At 64.2% G+C, this 14,262-nt stretch carries 12 protein-coding genes; 4 read left to right on the top strand and 8 right to left on the bottom strand.

Annotated elements, in window-relative coordinates; translation table 11 throughout:
* Window position 1: 1 nt before the first annotated feature.
* From U4Z31_RS16250 to U4Z31_RS16225, 6 genes are all read right to left on the bottom strand, one after another.
* Window positions 2-2,980 carry a molybdopterin-dependent oxidoreductase gene (locus U4Z31_RS16250; RefSeq protein WP_321810825.1) on the bottom strand — a complete coding sequence of 993 codons (2,979 nt, stop codon included), beginning with the start codon at window positions 2,978-2,980 and terminating at the stop codon, window positions 2-4.
* Window positions 2,981-3,034: 54 nt separating this feature from the next.
* Entirely contained in the window at window positions 3,035-3,772 is a 738-nt protein-coding gene (locus U4Z31_RS16245) for an OmpW/AlkL family protein (protein WP_321810824.1), read from the bottom strand.
* Window positions 3,773-3,887: 115 nt separating this feature from the next.
* Window positions 3,888-5,882 carry an acyl-CoA synthetase gene (locus tag U4Z31_RS16240; protein ID WP_321810823.1) on the bottom strand — a complete coding sequence of 665 codons (1,995 nt, stop codon included), beginning with the start codon at window positions 5,880-5,882 and terminating at the stop codon, window positions 3,888-3,890.
* Complete coding sequence (locus U4Z31_RS16235) at window positions 5,879-6,835, bottom strand: fumarylacetoacetate hydrolase family protein (RefSeq protein ID WP_321810822.1); 957 nt, start codon at window positions 6,833-6,835, stop codon at window positions 5,879-5,881. The genes U4Z31_RS16240 and U4Z31_RS16235 overlap by 4 nt, the downstream gene beginning before the upstream one ends.
* Window positions 6,836-6,871: 36 nt before the next feature.
* On the bottom strand, window positions 6,872-7,942 hold the full coding sequence (locus U4Z31_RS16230; protein ID WP_044843128.1) for a VOC family protein: 1,071 nt from the start codon (window positions 7,940-7,942) through the stop codon (window positions 6,872-6,874).
* 12 nt (window positions 7,943-7,954) lie between these two features.
* Window positions 7,955-8,263 carry a hypothetical protein gene (locus U4Z31_RS16225; protein ID WP_321810821.1) on the bottom strand — a complete coding sequence of 103 codons (309 nt, stop codon included), beginning with the start codon at window positions 8,261-8,263 and terminating at the stop codon, window positions 7,955-7,957.
* 148 nt (window positions 8,264-8,411) lie between these two features.
* Between U4Z31_RS16225 and U4Z31_RS16220 the strand changes: the two genes are divergently transcribed.
* Complete coding sequence (locus U4Z31_RS16220; protein ID WP_124484818.1) at window positions 8,412-9,161, top strand: TetR/AcrR family transcriptional regulator; 750 nt, start codon at window positions 8,412-8,414, stop codon at window positions 9,159-9,161.
* A gap of 212 nt (window positions 9,162-9,373) precedes the next feature.
* Here U4Z31_RS16220 and U4Z31_RS37195 read toward each other — a convergent pair whose 3' ends face one another.
* On the bottom strand, window positions 9,374-9,562 hold the full coding sequence (locus tag U4Z31_RS37195) for a hypothetical protein (protein WP_415750287.1): 189 nt from the start codon (window positions 9,560-9,562) through the stop codon (window positions 9,374-9,376).
* A gap of 177 nt (window positions 9,563-9,739) precedes the next feature.
* Complete coding sequence (locus U4Z31_RS16215) at window positions 9,740-10,441, bottom strand: TetR/AcrR family transcriptional regulator (RefSeq protein WP_124519548.1); 702 nt, start codon at window positions 10,439-10,441, stop codon at window positions 9,740-9,742.
* 155 nt (window positions 10,442-10,596) lie between these two features.
* On the opposite strand from U4Z31_RS16215, the gene U4Z31_RS16210 reads away from it, so the two are divergent.
* The 3 genes from U4Z31_RS16210 to U4Z31_RS16200 are packed head-to-tail and all read left to right on the top strand — an operon-like array spanning window position 10,597 to window position 14,250.
* Window positions 10,597-11,460, top strand: coding sequence for an alpha/beta fold hydrolase (locus U4Z31_RS16210; protein ID WP_321810820.1), 864 nt, complete (start codon window positions 10,597-10,599; stop codon window positions 11,458-11,460).
* Between the two features lie 16 nt (window positions 11,461-11,476).
* Window positions 11,477-12,487 carry a VOC family protein gene (locus U4Z31_RS16205; RefSeq protein ID WP_321810819.1) on the top strand — a complete coding sequence of 337 codons (1,011 nt, stop codon included), beginning with the start codon at window positions 11,477-11,479 and terminating at the stop codon, window positions 12,485-12,487.
* Window positions 12,484-14,250: a bifunctional 3-(3-hydroxy-phenyl)propionate/3-hydroxycinnamic acid hydroxylase gene (locus U4Z31_RS16200; protein WP_321810818.1), complete on the top strand. Its 1,767-nt coding sequence runs from the start codon at window positions 12,484-12,486 to the stop codon at window positions 14,248-14,250. Before U4Z31_RS16205 ends, U4Z31_RS16200 begins: the two co-directional genes overlap by 4 nt.
* Window positions 14,251-14,262 lie beyond the last annotated feature (12 nt).

Here is a 14,262-nt window from a genome sequence, read left to right as displayed (position 1 = left end):
CTCACACTGCGCGACCGAGCATGAATGCCTCGGCACCGCGCCATTTCTCGACCTGCACCAGGCAGGAATTCGGGCTCATGCTGCTGGTGCCGGCGGTCTGAGGCCGGTCGGGGGTCAGCATGTTCATGCAGCCGCCGATCTCGACTTGCTCGCCATCGATTTCGATCAGCTGAAATTCAGCGCTCGCCTCATAGGATTTCACCACTCCGGCGTTCACCAGGGGCGAGACGTCGGCCGCACAGATCACGGCGCCGCGGTCGTTGTGTACTTTGACGAGATCGCGATGGGCGATGCATCGAACAGCGGCGTCTGCCGGGTTGAGCCTCAGCAGCCAGAACCGGTGCCCCGCGATCAGCGCGCGATGATCGTCGATGCCGTTCACGGCAGAATTCTTTCCGTCACCGTGGGTATGAAAGCTGTAGCGGCTGTGGGTGGCGATCAGTTGCAGCGGGTAGCGCCGGGCCAGGTCCGAGCGCAACCCCTCCCAGGACGGGATATATCGGTTGAGCGGGGGGCGCTCCGGATTGTCCGCGGTGTGCCGCTTCAGCAACTCGGGCACGAACTCCAGCTTGCCGCTCGGCGTCTGCAGGCCCTTGCCGAACCGCTCCGAGAACTGTGACGGCAGCGGATGAGGTTCCGGCAGGTCCTTCTTCCTGTCTTCCGCATACCAGCGCATGTCCACGGGATGGCGCAACTCGGGCTTTTCGGGCGGCACGACGAAATAGCCCTTGCGGCAAAATTCGCGCCACGAAATGTGATCGGGCAGATCCGACGAGTCGAAGACGCGCTTGACCCAGTCGAGATCCCCGCAGCCTTCGGTGAAAATGCCACCCAGGCCCAACCGGGTCAGGATGGCAGTGAAAATGTCGTAGTCGGAGCGGGACTCGCCCAGGGGTTCGATGCACTTGTGCTGCAGCGTCAGCATGCGATGGTTGACCGTGCCATACCCGTGGTGGGCGTAACCGCCCGAATTCGCCCATTCTCCGATGTCCCAGCGCTCCAGCGAAGTGCACGCGGGCAGGATGATGTCGGCGAACTGGGCTTCGCCTTCCATCCAGATCGACTGATTGACGACGAACTCGATGCTCGAGTGCCGGTAGGCCTGCGTCCAGCGTCCGGAATTCGTCACGGTACTGAACGCGGATCCGCCGTAGCGATAGATCATGTGGATCGGCGAATAGCCGGGCATCGGGTACGTGAACGGCGCAAACTGGGCTTCCTGGGACATGCCGTCCCATAGATAACCGGTGGCGTGACCGTTGAGAATCGCATCGGGCATCTGCTGTCGCGGCACCATTTGCTTGACGGGATTCATGGTCAGGATATGCGGCATGCGCTGGTAGTTGTCCACCGCATTGGCGGTCCACGCCAGGTCGCCTGAAATGCCGCCGTCCGCGTAGCCGGGGAAGTAGAACTGGAGATCGTGCGGGACGCCGATTTCGAGGCAGCCGAAATTCACCCCCGGCTTGCCCCAGCCCTGCATGGACATCATCATGATCATGCAGCGCGCCCATTGCGCGCCGGTCGCCCCGCGGCCCGCGCCGCCGAATCCCGCGCCGGTCATCCCGACGGCGAGATGCACCTTCTTCTTCCCCCACAGGTGCGCAAGCGCACGGGCGTCCTTGGCCGGCACGCCGGTCTCGCTCTCCTGCCACTCGGGCGTCTTGGGGGTACCGTCGGTTTCGCCCAGCAGGTAGGCTTTCCAATCGTCGAAACCGGTCGTGCGGGTCGCGACGTAATCCTTGTCGTACAGGCCCTCCACGGTCCAGACGTACATGATGGCGGTCGCCAGCGCGGCATCGGTTTGCGGCCGGATCGGGATCCAGCGCCCGCCCAGCAGCTGTGCGGTGGGATTGCAGTGCGGGTCGATGTGAACGAACTCGATGCCGAGTTCCTTGGCCCACAGGCGGCGCGGGGTTCCCTCGAATCCCGCGTAGGCTCCGTTGGTACTTTCGGGGTCGCAGGACCAGAAGACGATCATTTCGGCTTCCTTGAGACCGTCCTCGAGGCCCCCGTAGCCGGAGGGCACGCCGACGCGCATCGAGTTGCCGAAATGATGCATGGCGCCCCAGTACCAGCCTTCCCAGCTGTCCGGATTTGCGGCGACCCGGGTGAAGCCGATCAGGTTGGCGAAGCGCGTCAGCGCGCTCAGGTAGTAGCCGACGTTGCCCCACTGGTGGTGGGACGACATCGGGAACGTGATGGAACCGGGGCCGTGAACACGCTTCTGCCGGTTGATCTCCTTGGCGACGATGTCCAGGGCCTCGTCCCAGCTGATGCGCACATAGCCGGACTTGCCCCGGTTCTGCGGATTGCGCTCGCCGTCCGGGTCGAAGTCGACCCGTTTCATCGGGTGAAGGATGCGCTTGTCGGAGTAGACCAGCGACTTGAGGGTCAACGCGTGGGGCGCGACCAGTCCGCGCCGTGGCGGGCTGAAGCGGCGTCCGCGTGCCTCGATCACCCAGCTTGACGCATCCGTATCGTCCAGCTCGATGGGCGTCACGCGGACGATGCGGCCATCCTTGACGTAGACGAACAGGGGCCCGCCATTGGTACAGGTGGTGTAGCGTCGGGTGCCGTCGCGCATGGGCGTGCCCATCGTCAGGCCGACCGTGCGCATCATGCTCAGGGTTTGCATGAGCCAAACCAGCAGTTCGTCCTCGCCCTCGGTGACCACCTTGAAGTTCTTGGCGGCGTGGACGATTTCGCCCTGGTCCGGGTTCGGGGAAAGGAACTTCAGGGCGGTGGCGACGTCCTTGAAGGCCATGCGCACATCGGGCCGCGCATGCTTGCCGGCGCGCGACCGAATGCGGCCATTCCTGAACTCGATGGCGCGACCGATGCTTTGATCCATGAGCCCGATCCACGCGACGAGATTGCGCTCCTTGAGGCGATCGCGATAGGCGGGGAAGCGGCGCGCCGTCAGGTCCAGAACCTTGGGCAATGCAAAAAGAATGGTCTTGAGAGCCTGTCGTTTCATCGTTCGATCCAAAGTGTTGCTTCCATGCGGGGGGCTGGCATCCGGGCGCACCCGCTAGAACGTGTAAGCGACGTTCAGGAAAACGTTGACGGGATTGAGTCGGAGCGTCGATGTGGAAACGATCTGCGTGCCGGTCGCGGTCTGTCCGTATAACGTGAGGTGGGTCTTCACCGGCATGTAGCCGACGGAAGCACCGACCGACCAATGTTTGGTCATCGCGTAACTCGCCCCGAGCTCGAACACCGGGTTCCACGATGAACTGAGTGTCGCGCGCGCCGAGCCGCCCGGCCCGAAGCTGTCGGTGACGAACTGGCGATTGGTCGCCCGAACCTGGGTGAACCACGTGTAGTTGACGCCAAGTCCTACGTACGGACGGAATTTCGATTCAGCTGAAAACAGGTGATATCGAAGTTCGATGGCGGGCGGCATCGGCCTTGTCGTGCCGAGGGTTCCGTACTTCTGCAACGTCCCGTCACCGACCAGATTGACTGTCAGTGGCAGTCCGAACAGCATGGCGACACCAATGTTGTCGGTGATGTAGTACTCGGTGGTGATGCCCATCGTATCCGTCGAGCTGGCATGCGCCCCGGTACCAGCCATTTGCTGATTCACCGTTACGCCGCCGACACTTTGCACGGTCAGGGGCGTCGCGTCGCCCTGGGGCGCGACGTGCAGCCATCCAACCGACGTAGTGATGCTTCCGGCCGTCTGCGCATCTGCGTTGTCGGCAAGTGCAGCCGTGCAGATGCAAACCATCGCACCTGCGAAACTCGTCGTTCGCCTCAATTTCATTTTGCGTCTCCTCTGTCTCGGTCCGATTAAAGAACTACAGTTGATTTGGATACCTTATTGATAGTGACAAGCCGCTCTCGGAATTTGTGTTGTCGCGGCTAGTCGCGCGCCTCCGTCACCGCAGATCTGTTGCTGCCGGTCCGGACGACCGAATGGGTTCCGCTGCGAACGAGATCGAAAACGCAAACGGAAAACGCCCCAGCACGAAGCGCGCGGCAGTCTCGAGCCCGGGATTGCTCAGCTCGACCGAGACCGACATTCCGCCGGAACCACTGGTCGAGACGTCGACTGATGCGCCGGGCGCTCCGCCCTGGTCCAATGCCGCGCGGAGTGCGTCACTCGTCTCGCGGCGCTTGAGTTCGGGTTTGAATATCTTGCCGACGCCGGTGAGCGGGATCGCCTCGACGATTCGGACGTGCTTGGGCAGGGCGGCGCGTTCCGCGATCTCCTTCTGCATGAACACTTCCAGATCGTGTTCGCTAGCGGTCATGCCCGGCTTGAGCTGAACATACGCGACCGGCAACTCGCCGGCATAGGCATCGGGGCGCCCGATCGCCGCTGCGATCTGGACTGCCGGGTGTCGATGCAGCGGTTCCTCGATCGTCGCCGGGTCGATATTGTGTCCGCCGCGGATGATCAACTCCTTCTTGCGGCCGGTCAGCCAGAAGTAACCGTCGATGTCGCAGCGGCCGAGGTCGCCCGTGTTGAGCCAGCGCTTGCCGTCGCCGAGATCGAGCCACAGGGCCTCGTTCTGGTCGGCACGCGTGTAGCCGGTGAACACGTTCGGCCCGGAGATGACGAGCAACCCCTCTTCGTTGGCTGCGCAGTCGCGCAGATACCGTCCCGCATCGTCCACGACGACCGCCTTCATCGCCTGGAAGGGGATGCGAAGTCCGATTGATCCCAGCCGACGCTCGCCGTTCGGCGGGTTGACGCTGCTCACGCACGTTCCTTCGGTCAGGCCGTAACCTTCGAGAATCCGGATGCCCGTTTTTTCCTGGAAGGCCCTGAAGACGCCGACCGGCATCGGCGCGGCACCGCACAGGCCGTATTCGAGCGAGTCGATGACATGATCCTCGGAGGGAATGTCGAGCAGCGAAGCATAAAGCGTCGGGACGCCACTGAAGAAATTGATGTGGTGATGTTCGACGATTTCCCAGAAGCGTTTGACGACGCCGTCGCCCCGGTAACCCTGCGGTGTGCCGAGCACGACATGGGCACCGCGCGAGAACGGCAGGAGGCCGGTCACCATCGCAGCGTTGACGTGAAAGAGCGGCAAGCCGCAAAAAGTCGTTTTGCCGGGGCCGATACTGTCGCCGAAGAACCGGCCGGCGCTCCAGGCATTCGCCACTTCGTTGCCATGACTGCGCATCGCGATTTTCGGCAACCCGGTGGTTCCACCGGTACAGAAGTAAGAGGACATGTCGCCGGGTCGAATGCGGCGCGCATTGTCGAGCGCCGTACCGGATTCCTGCGCGATTGCCGTACCGAAGTCGTGGATCTGGATGTGCGCAGGCACGGCGCTGCGCAAACCGCCAGCGCCGTACAACTGCGCACACGCGTCGTGCTGGAGCGTGCGTGCCGCCGATTGCGCCATGCCCCGCACGCGATCGGCCAGGTTGACCAGCACGAGATGCCGCAGCGGCTCGACCTCATGAAGGATGTCCGCGACTTTTTGCCAGAGATCGGTCCCGGGAAATGGCGCGAGCGTCACGAGCACGCTGGCGCCGGCGGCTTTGAGCAGCTGACCGATCGCTTCGCCTTCAAGCAGCGGATTGATCGCGCATACGATGCCGGTTGCCTGTCCGCCCCAGATCACGAAATGCGTTTCGGGCAGATTGGGCAGCACATAAGCGATCACCGACTGCGAATTCACACCGAGGCGCGCGAACATGTTGGCCGTGCGCGTGATGTCGCGAACCAGCTCGCGATAGGTCCAGCACTCGGCGTCGCGGTGCGCGTCGGCGGTCATGAAAAAGGAAAGGGCGGGGGCGGACGGATCGATGGCCGCACCGGCGCAGATCATCTCGTACGTGCTGGCCGGAAGGTCCGGCGGAAGGCCCGGCGCTTCGATCGCCAGCACGTCGTCTTGGGTCGCGATGCCGTTCATGCTGCTTCGTCCACGATCTCGTTACGTTGCACGCCCAGGTCGATCGATCCGTCGCGGCTCGCGATCCGGGCTTCGACGATGTCTCCGGCCTTCAGATACTGCGCGCGCCCCGCCTGCACCTTCATGAACATCTTCCATTTGACGGATTCGGGGAAAAGCGCGACGGCCCGCTGCTTGAACGGCGACGGGATGCTGAGTGCGCAACCGGCCGGCGTGCCGGTCGCGAGCAGGTCGCCGGCGCGAAGGTCGTGCACGCCCGACAACTCGGTCAACGTTTCCGCCGGACCGTAGACGAGGTTCGATGTCGAGTCCTGCTGGCGCACCGCGCCGTTGACGGTCAACGTCAGGTCGAGCGCCTTCAGCTTCGGGAAGTCATGCCGCTCGAGCAGGCACAGATAGGGGCCGACCGGGCCGAACGTCCGGAAGCTCTTGCCCTTGTAGAACTGCATCTGCGGGATCTGGACATCGCGCGCGGAATAGTCGTTGACGATCACGGTGCCGGCGACATAGTCGTGCAGGTTCGCGTCCGTGATCTGCTGATGAGACGTGATGTCGCGTTTGAGGATGAGACCGAGCTCGATTTCGTAGTCGAGAAACCGGACGTGCCGGGGTTTCACGACTCGTGAGTCGGCGGCGACGATGCAACTCGTCGCCTTGGTGAAGATCATGTTGAACTTTTTCGCGTCCGGATCCATGCCGGATTCGATCATGTGCCGACGGTAATTCGCCCCCTGGCAAACGAACTGCTGGTTGGCGGTCACCGGTGGCAGCCACTCCACGTCCGACTCCGGAATCGTCGGTCCGTCGAGCGAGACGAGTCGTTCAACCGGATTCGCCGCGAGAAAGCTCGCGGTTGTCTCGAAGTCGCCGGGAATCGGCCTGACGGCGCCGTTGGCGACCACACCCCATTGGGCGCGGCCATGATGCCGGAAGTGCAGGACATGCAGTGACATGAATGATCTCTCGTGAGTCGAATGGGCGGTTGGGGATCAGGCGAACAGCTTCGCCAGGGTCAGCAGCTTGCTGACCGTCAGATCGGGACTGCGGCGCAGGTTGCGGAACAGCGCCGCAAGGCTCGACGGCGTGAGCCGGGGCTTCGTGAAGCTGCGCGGCATCGTCGGGCCCCACTGCGCCATCGCTTCGCGGCTGACCGCGTGCACGCCCGTCGGCTCGTCGGCCGTGAACAGGTCGCCGTCGCAATAGTGTTCGTGCTTGTCGCCCCACGGGTCCTGCCAATAGTCGAAGATCTGGCTGCCGAGAATGTGCCGGCCGATGCCCCACGCGTGTGCCCACCCGTTGTCGCGGAGCGTGCGCTGGCCCATGCCGACGGCATCGGCGTCGACCAGTTCGTACGCGCTGTGGCTATAAGTCGGCACGAACCCCTGGGCGAGCGCGAGCGTATGGTGGTCGGCCGGCCGGTCGCCGAGATCGAGCCGCATGAAGGCAACCGCGGGTGAGCCGTCCGGCAGCACCTGGACATCGCTGGGGATGAACCCGAAATGTCGCGTGTACCACGCGCAGGTTTCCTGGTAGTCGGCGAGTTCGAGCACGACGTGTCCGAGCCGAATGACTTCAGGCGCGCTCGCCGGCGGCCGCTGCGTTTCGTTGATCCGCAACGGCGTGTCGACCGAGTTGAATGAAAGCGCGGCACGGTGCGGCAACGTGTCGGCCCGGGTCTGGCCGGCAATCGCGTCGACCCGAAAACCCGACGGATCGGCGAGCCGCACCCGGAGGCCGCCGCCTGGCCAATCCGATGCCTCGATCTCCGACGCGCCAGGGATTTTGGCGAGCGCCTCGAGATCGGCACGACTGTCGACCTGCAATCCGAAGCCTACGAAGCGGGCCTTCGGCGCGTGGCGAACGACATAACAGAAGTGTGCGCTGCCGGTTCCGCGCAGCAGCAATTGCGTGTCATCCCGCAGCACCGTTCGGAGACCGAAGTCGTTGAGAAAGTGCTCTGCCTCGTCGAGATCGGGGCGATCGAAGATCAGATAGGCGAGCGCCGATGCCTTCGTTGTGGGGTGCGGGTGGCGAGCCGGTTGTGTGGTGGTCAGTTTCATGGCGGATGACAATCAGGCAGGTCGAATGACAATCGCGAAGGCGGGCGCCGTCGCATCGAGGGGCTTGCCGCGCAACGGCGGGCATGCAATCTCACCGTCGCGGGACATCACTGGCCGGACCACGAATGTCGCGAGGTCGCTCGTCGATTTCGCATGGGAGCGGCGCGCCTCGCCGGCGGCGCCGTGACTGGCCGAAAAATGGCCCGATGCGGCGCCGACCGGCGTGAATCCTGCGATCAATACGCCGAGCATCGAAGGCAGCCCGCACTTCGGCGACGCGTGCGAGCTGTTGTGAATGGACGCGCTGGCGCCCGTGTGCATGTGTGTCTCCACCGTATCTCCATTCGTCGTTCGATCGGTCTTGAGGCCGTGTTCTGCCGTCCTTGATGACATTAAAATCATAGATGATGACTTTGTCAATGTAGACATTTGAATCTATACTTGGGCACGAACAAGGATCGAAAACGTCATGACGAATACACCGAGCCGCCGGACACCAAAGCGCTCCGCTCCGGAAGCATCCAGTCCCGCGGTCGCCGAAGAGCGCGAGCCGCGTGGCGCGCGCCGCAAGCGGGAGACCCGTGCCCGCCTGCTGGATGCCGCGCTCAGACTGATGGCCGAGAAGGGCATGGAAGGCGTCGCCATCAACGAAATCACCGAGGCCGCCGACGTCGGCTTCGGCTCGTTCTACAACCACTTCGAATCGAAGGAGGCGATCTACGCGACCCTCGTGGAATCGGTATTCGAGGAGTTCGCGGATTCGCTCGATCGCCTGGCCAGCGGCTTGTCCGACCCGGCGGAGATCATTTCCGTCTCGGTGCGACATACGCTGATGCGCGCGCGGCGCGAGCCGGTGTGGGGACACTTCCTGATACGCGAGGGCTTTTCGGCGCGCGTCCTGACGCTCGGCCTGGGTCAACGCCTGCTGCGGGACATGGAGCGCGGTATCGCCGAGAAACGCTTCGTGGTCGCCGACCCATTCGTCGGCTTCCTTTCGGTTGGCGGTACGGTGCTGACCGCGATTGCCGCCGAACTCAACTTCGTCGCTCCGGGCGCACCGGCTGCCGGTGTCCTGAAGGAACTCGGATTCAACGGAGAGCATTTTCCGGAACGCACGGCGGCGACGCTGCTGCATACGCTGGGGCTCAAGCGTGCGGAAGCCGAGAAGATCGCAAGCCGGCCGCTGCCCGTTGTGGATGCGGCCGAGACGGCGCAGTGACGTAATGGGGTGACGCAGGCGGCGGCCAAGCCACCCCAAGCGCTCGTGCGGTACCCGTCAGCTGACGGGGGCGATGCGACGCCTGCGCTGTTCAGCCGGCGCCTGTCGAAGTGGAATAGCGCGCGGCGATGTCGTGGGCGTCATTTCGGACGCAACCCACGCGGGCGTCGCATGAAAGACCGGCTTCGCGACTATCCCGCGAATACCGACGACTACCTCACACGCAGTTTCTTGCAGTGCCAGACGGTGACTACCGACGAGCGTATCGCTGTCTTTGGAGCGTTTTCCCGGATCTCGCCGTGGCAAGTCGGCGTTTGCCGGTCGTCCGCCTGGCGCGCGCTCCATCTCGCATCAATCAGGACCTGCGAACCTGGCGACGATTGGCATCGCCGAATCGAGATGGCAACACGCTATACAGGGAAGGTCCTCGTCGTGTCGGACACCATGCACGTCGATCGCGCTCGGCCGGCGCGTTACCAGGATTGAAGGCGTACCGCGAAACTCGTCGCCGACGGCTGAGGCCCGGCGATCGTCATCGAGCATGACGCTTCGTGCCGGACCGAGCATTCCCGAAACGGTCAGATCGCGGGCTGCGCCTGGGCCTGCATCCGTGCCTGTCCGCGTTCGAGCAGTGATGCAACGGGCGTTTCAATCGGCGGCAATGCCGTTTCGACCAACTTTTCCGCCTCGAGGTGCCCGACGCCCAGTGCGCGCAGAATTGCTGCGACCACGGGCTCCGGAACGACGTTTTGCGGGCCTTCATTGGTGATTCTGAGGATCGTCGCGAGTGCGGTTCCGGCGATCACGTCGAGTGCGGTTCCGACGCCGACATCGCTGAAACGTCCCAGCGCCAGCCCCTGTTCGATGTGGGGTGGCAGGAACACGTAAATCAGGCTGCTCGGCCCCGCCGAATGCAAGCCGGCCGCGCAAATGAAGCGCGCCAGCAGCGGATACGCGCGCGCGGCGTGCAGGAACATGCGCACACCGCACGCGATGCGCAGCGCCGGATCCCGATAGCCGTGGACTTCCGTTTCGATCAGGCGCAGCAACTCGTCGTTCAGCTCCTGCGTCACTGCCGCGAGCAGATCCTCGTTGGTGCGGAAGTACTTGTAGAACGTGCCCTGCGATACGTCCGCGGCCGCAATGACGTCCTGGATGACGCTTGCGCCGACGCCCTTTTCTGCGAACACCAGCATCGCACTTTCGATCAGCCGGGCACGCATGCGCTCGCGACGCTCTGCCGCCACACGGGTCCGATGGTCAACGGTCGTTTCATTCATGGCGGAATTATAAGGCGACGCAGCAGGCGCTCCGAGGCGCTAGGTGAAAACGAGAATATTGTCATGATGACAACTGTCTCATTATTAACACCAAGCAAGTTCGATCAACCGTCTGGAGCGACCACGCCGTGAATGCCCCGTCCATGACTCACGCAATGATTCAACGTACCGTTCGGGTCGGTGCGCGGACCATTTCCTTTACCGAAGCAGGCGAGGGTCCGGTGGTGCTCATGCTCCACGGCGGCGGCCCCGGCGCTTCCGGCATGTCCAATTACGCCCGCAATGTCGGCGCGCTCGCATGCGTCCACCGAGTCGTCGTGCCCGACATGCCGGGCTACGGCAAATCGACGAAGGGGCTGGATCGCGGCGATCCGTTCGGCGACCTGGCGGCGAGCATGCTCGGCATGCTCGATGCGCTGCGCATCGAGCGCGCGCACGTCCTCGGCAACTCGCTCGGCGGGGCATGTGCGTTGCGCATGGCGATCGAGCGTCCGGCCGCGGTGGGGCGCCTCGTGCTGATGGGGCCCGGCGGCGTGGACACGACGCGCGCATTGCCCACGCCCGGCCTCAAACGTCTGCTGAACTATTACAAGGGCGAAGGCCCGACACTGCAAAAGCTCGCGGCGTTCATCCGGGGCGACCTCGTCTACGACGGCAGCCTGGTATCCGATGCGACGCTCCAGGAGCGCTTTCAGTCCAGCATCGATCCGGAGGTCGTCGCCAGCCCGCCGTTGCTCGGGCCCAAAGGCATTCCGAATTTCAGGAAGCTCGATTTCACGCGCGATCCGCGCCTGGCCGCCGTACAGAATCCGACGCTCGTGCTGTGGGGAACGGAGGACAAGGTCAATCGACCAAGCGGCGCACGCTCGCTGCAGCGGCGCATGCCGAACTGCGACGTGCACCTGTTCAGCAAGACCGGCCACTGGGTGCAGTGGGAGCGCGCCGACGAATTCAACGCGATGGTCGTGGCGTTTCTGGCCGAAGACCGCGTTGACGCGCGCGTCGTCCGCCGCGTCTGATCCGGAGCGCGTCGCCATGCCTACCATCGCCAGTTCGCCGGCCGCGCCCGACAGCTTGTTCGGTCGCGTGCATCTCGGCTATTTGCTGATCCAGTCCGTCCGCCTGGACGCGTGGAGCACATTCGTCACCGAGGGGCTCGGGCTGCATGCGGATCGTCCGCTACGCACGGTGCTCGCGTGTCGGATCGATGCGCACCAGCGCCGATTGATTATCCACGAGGGGCAAGCGGAAGACGTCACCGCGATCGGCTGGCAACTGGCCGATGACGCGGCGTTGCAGCTCGTGCTCGCGCGGCTGTCCGCGCTCGGCATCGATGTCCGGCAGGGCAGCGCGAATGAAGCCGCGCTGCGAGGCGTGCAGCGATTCTGGTGCTTCACCGGACCGAAGCGGTTGCGCACCGAGCTGTTCACCGATGCGGTGCTGAGCGATTCGCCATTGCAGATGAAGGCGAGCGGATTCGTGACCGGCGCATCCGGCCTGGGGCACGTCGCGATCACGACGCGTCGGCCGGAAGCGATGCAGGCGTTCTGGAAGAAGGTGTTCGACGCACGCTTGTCGGACGAGATCGAGGACAAGATCGACGGCCTGAATCTCAACTTCGCGTTTCTTCGACTGAACGAGCGCCACCATTCGCTTGCAACCGCGTCGACGCGCGGCATCCGTATGAATCCGCTGCGCACGCAGATCCACCACCTGAATCTTCAGTGCGTATCGCTGGACGACGTGACTCAGGCCTACTTGCGGTGCCGGTCGATGGGATACCCGATCGCCAATGCGATCGGCCAGCATCCGAACGACCGCGAGCTGTCGTTCTACGTTCGGACACCGTCGGGCTTCGAGATTGAACTGGGCTGGAACCCGATCGTGGTGGACGAGCGCGCGTGGCGCACGACGACCTACCAGGGGATCAGCCTGTGGGGCCATCGCCCGGAGAACCTGACTTTGCGCGGCCGGCTGGGCCGTGCCCGGCGTGCGTTCGCATCGCTGCTGCATCCGGAATTCATCATCCAGGGAGACCAACCATGAACGCAGTGCATCAGGACGATGCGTGCGACGTCGCGATCGTGGGGCTCGGACCGACCGGCCTCGTGCTTGCGCACCTGCTCGGCCAGGCTGGCCATCGCGTCGTCGTGCTCGAGCGCGAGCCGGTGTTTTACGGCAATGCCCGCGCTGTTTATACCGACGACGAATGCATGCGGATCTTCCAGCATCTGGCGGTAGCCGACGAATTGCAGGCACGGATGATGATGGAAACGCCGGTGCAGCTCGTGCGCCCCGACGGCACGCCGATCACGCAATACATGCCGCGCAAGCGGCCGCTCGGCTGGCCGATCATCAATTTCTTCTACCAGCCGTATCTCGAAACGACGCTGTCGGACACGCTGTCGCGCTATCCGAACGTCACGATCCGGCGCGGGCGCGAAGTCGTCGATTTCTCGCAGGACGCCGACGGCGTCGGCATCGTGCACCAGGCCACGCGTGAAGCGCGCTTCAGCGATGCGACGGATGCACGCACGAGCATGAACAACGATCCCGACGTGCGGTCGTTGCGGGCGCGGTACATGGTCGGCGCGGACGGCGGGCGCAGCATCGTTCGCACGCGGCTCGGCATCGACATGGCCGGCAAGAGCTTTCCCGAGCCGTGGCTCGTCGTGGACATCGAGCGCAAGCCGGGTACCGACGCGCTGCGTCACCTGCCGTACTTCAATTTCGTCGTCGACCCGAAGCTGCCGGTCGTGAGCTGCGTTCAGCCCGACAAGTTCCACCGCTTCGAATTCATGCTGATGCCCGGTGAAACGAAAGAGAACATGGAACGGCCGGAGACGGTGCGCGCGTACCTGTCCCGGTTCGTCGATCCGGACCAGTTCGTCGTCAAGCGCAAGCTCGTCTATACGTTCAACGCGCTGATCGCGGCCAAATGGCGGGTCGGCCGCGTGCTGCTCGCGGGCGACGCGGCACACATGACGCCGCAGTTCATGGGGCAGGGGGCCAGTTCCGGTGTGCGCGATGCATACAACCTCGGATGGAAGCTCGACCTCGTGCTGCGCGGCGCCGCCGGCGACGCACTGCTGGACACCTATCAGTCAGAGCGCCACGCGCACGCCAAGGCGATGATCGACGTGTCCGTGCTGCTCAAGAACGTCGTGTCCGTGCGCAATCCGCTGGGCACGCTCGTGCGCGACACCTCGCTCGCGGTCATCCGGATGATCCCTCCGCTCAAGCGCTGGTTCCAGGAGGGGGGCTTCAAGCCGGCGCCGGTCTATAAAAAGAACGCGTACGTCGGCTTGCCGCGGCGGCGCCGCAACGGCCCGGAGGGCGCGCTCGCCCCGCAACCAGACGTGCGCCGGTTCGACGGCGCGAGGCAACGGATGGACGACGTGCTCGGGCGCGGGTTTTCGCTCGTCGGCCTGAACGTCGATCCCTCCCGGTATCTGGACGATGCGTCCGCCGAAGCGCTGCAGGCATTGTCGGTACGGTACGTCACGCTCTATCCGTACGGCGGGCGTCCGCAAGGGCTCGAAGGCGTCGAACGCGACAACCGCAACGGCGGCGCAACCGAGGTCGAGGACATCGACGGCAACATGATCGCGTGGTTCGCGAAGGCCGGGTTTCGCGACAAGGCCGTGGCGATCCTGCGGCCCGACCGGTTCGTATTCGCCGTCGTACCAGTGACCGAACTCGAACGCACCGTGACGCGCCTGCGCGACCAGCTCGGTGTGCCGAACACCCGCAGCGGCACCCGCGCTGCCGTGCCGGCCGAGGCGTCGTCGCTCGCCAGGGCCGCCTGAATTCCGACTCAC

It is taken from the genome of Burkholderia sp. BCC1985, assembly GCF_905339915.1.
Lineage (GTDB): Bacteria > Pseudomonadota > Gammaproteobacteria > Burkholderiales > Burkholderiaceae > Burkholderia.
This window is presented reverse-complemented; position numbering and strand designations above follow the sequence as displayed.

What these genes read in the sequence shown, in the direction of transcription:
- U4Z31_RS16205 (WP_321810819.1), top strand. Translation starts at nt 11,477, where the DNA reads ATGCCTACCATCGCCAGTTCGCCGGCCGCGCCCGACAGCTTGTTCGGT.
- U4Z31_RS16220 (WP_124484818.1), top strand. Translation starts at nt 8,412, where the DNA reads ATGACGAATACACCGAGCCGCCGGACACCAAAGCGCTCCGCTCCGGAA.
- U4Z31_RS16215 (WP_124519548.1), bottom strand. Translation starts at nt 10,441, where the DNA reads ATGAATGAAACGACCGTTGACCATCGGACCCGTGTGGCGGCAGAGCGT.
- U4Z31_RS16245 (WP_321810824.1), bottom strand. Translation starts at nt 3,772, where the DNA reads ATGAAATTGAGGCGAACGACGAGTTTCGCAGGTGCGATGGTTTGCATC.
- U4Z31_RS16240 (WP_321810823.1), bottom strand. Translation starts at nt 5,882, where the DNA reads ATGAACGGCATCGCGACCCAAGACGACGTGCTGGCGATCGAAGCGCCG.
- U4Z31_RS16225 (WP_321810821.1), bottom strand. Translation starts at nt 8,263, where the DNA reads ATGCACACGGGCGCCAGCGCGTCCATTCACAACAGCTCGCACGCGTCG.
- U4Z31_RS16210 (WP_321810820.1), top strand. Translation starts at nt 10,597, where the DNA reads ATGATTCAACGTACCGTTCGGGTCGGTGCGCGGACCATTTCCTTTACC.
- U4Z31_RS16230 (WP_044843128.1), bottom strand. Translation starts at nt 7,942, where the DNA reads ATGAAACTGACCACCACACAACCGGCTCGCCACCCGCACCCCACAACG.
- U4Z31_RS16200 (WP_321810818.1), top strand. Translation starts at nt 12,484, where the DNA reads ATGAACGCAGTGCATCAGGACGATGCGTGCGACGTCGCGATCGTGGGG.
- U4Z31_RS16250 (WP_321810825.1), bottom strand. Translation starts at nt 2,980, where the DNA reads ATGAAACGACAGGCTCTCAAGACCATTCTTTTTGCATTGCCCAAGGTT.
- U4Z31_RS16235 (WP_321810822.1), bottom strand. Translation starts at nt 6,835, where the DNA reads ATGTCACTGCATGTCCTGCACTTCCGGCATCATGGCCGCGCCCAATGG.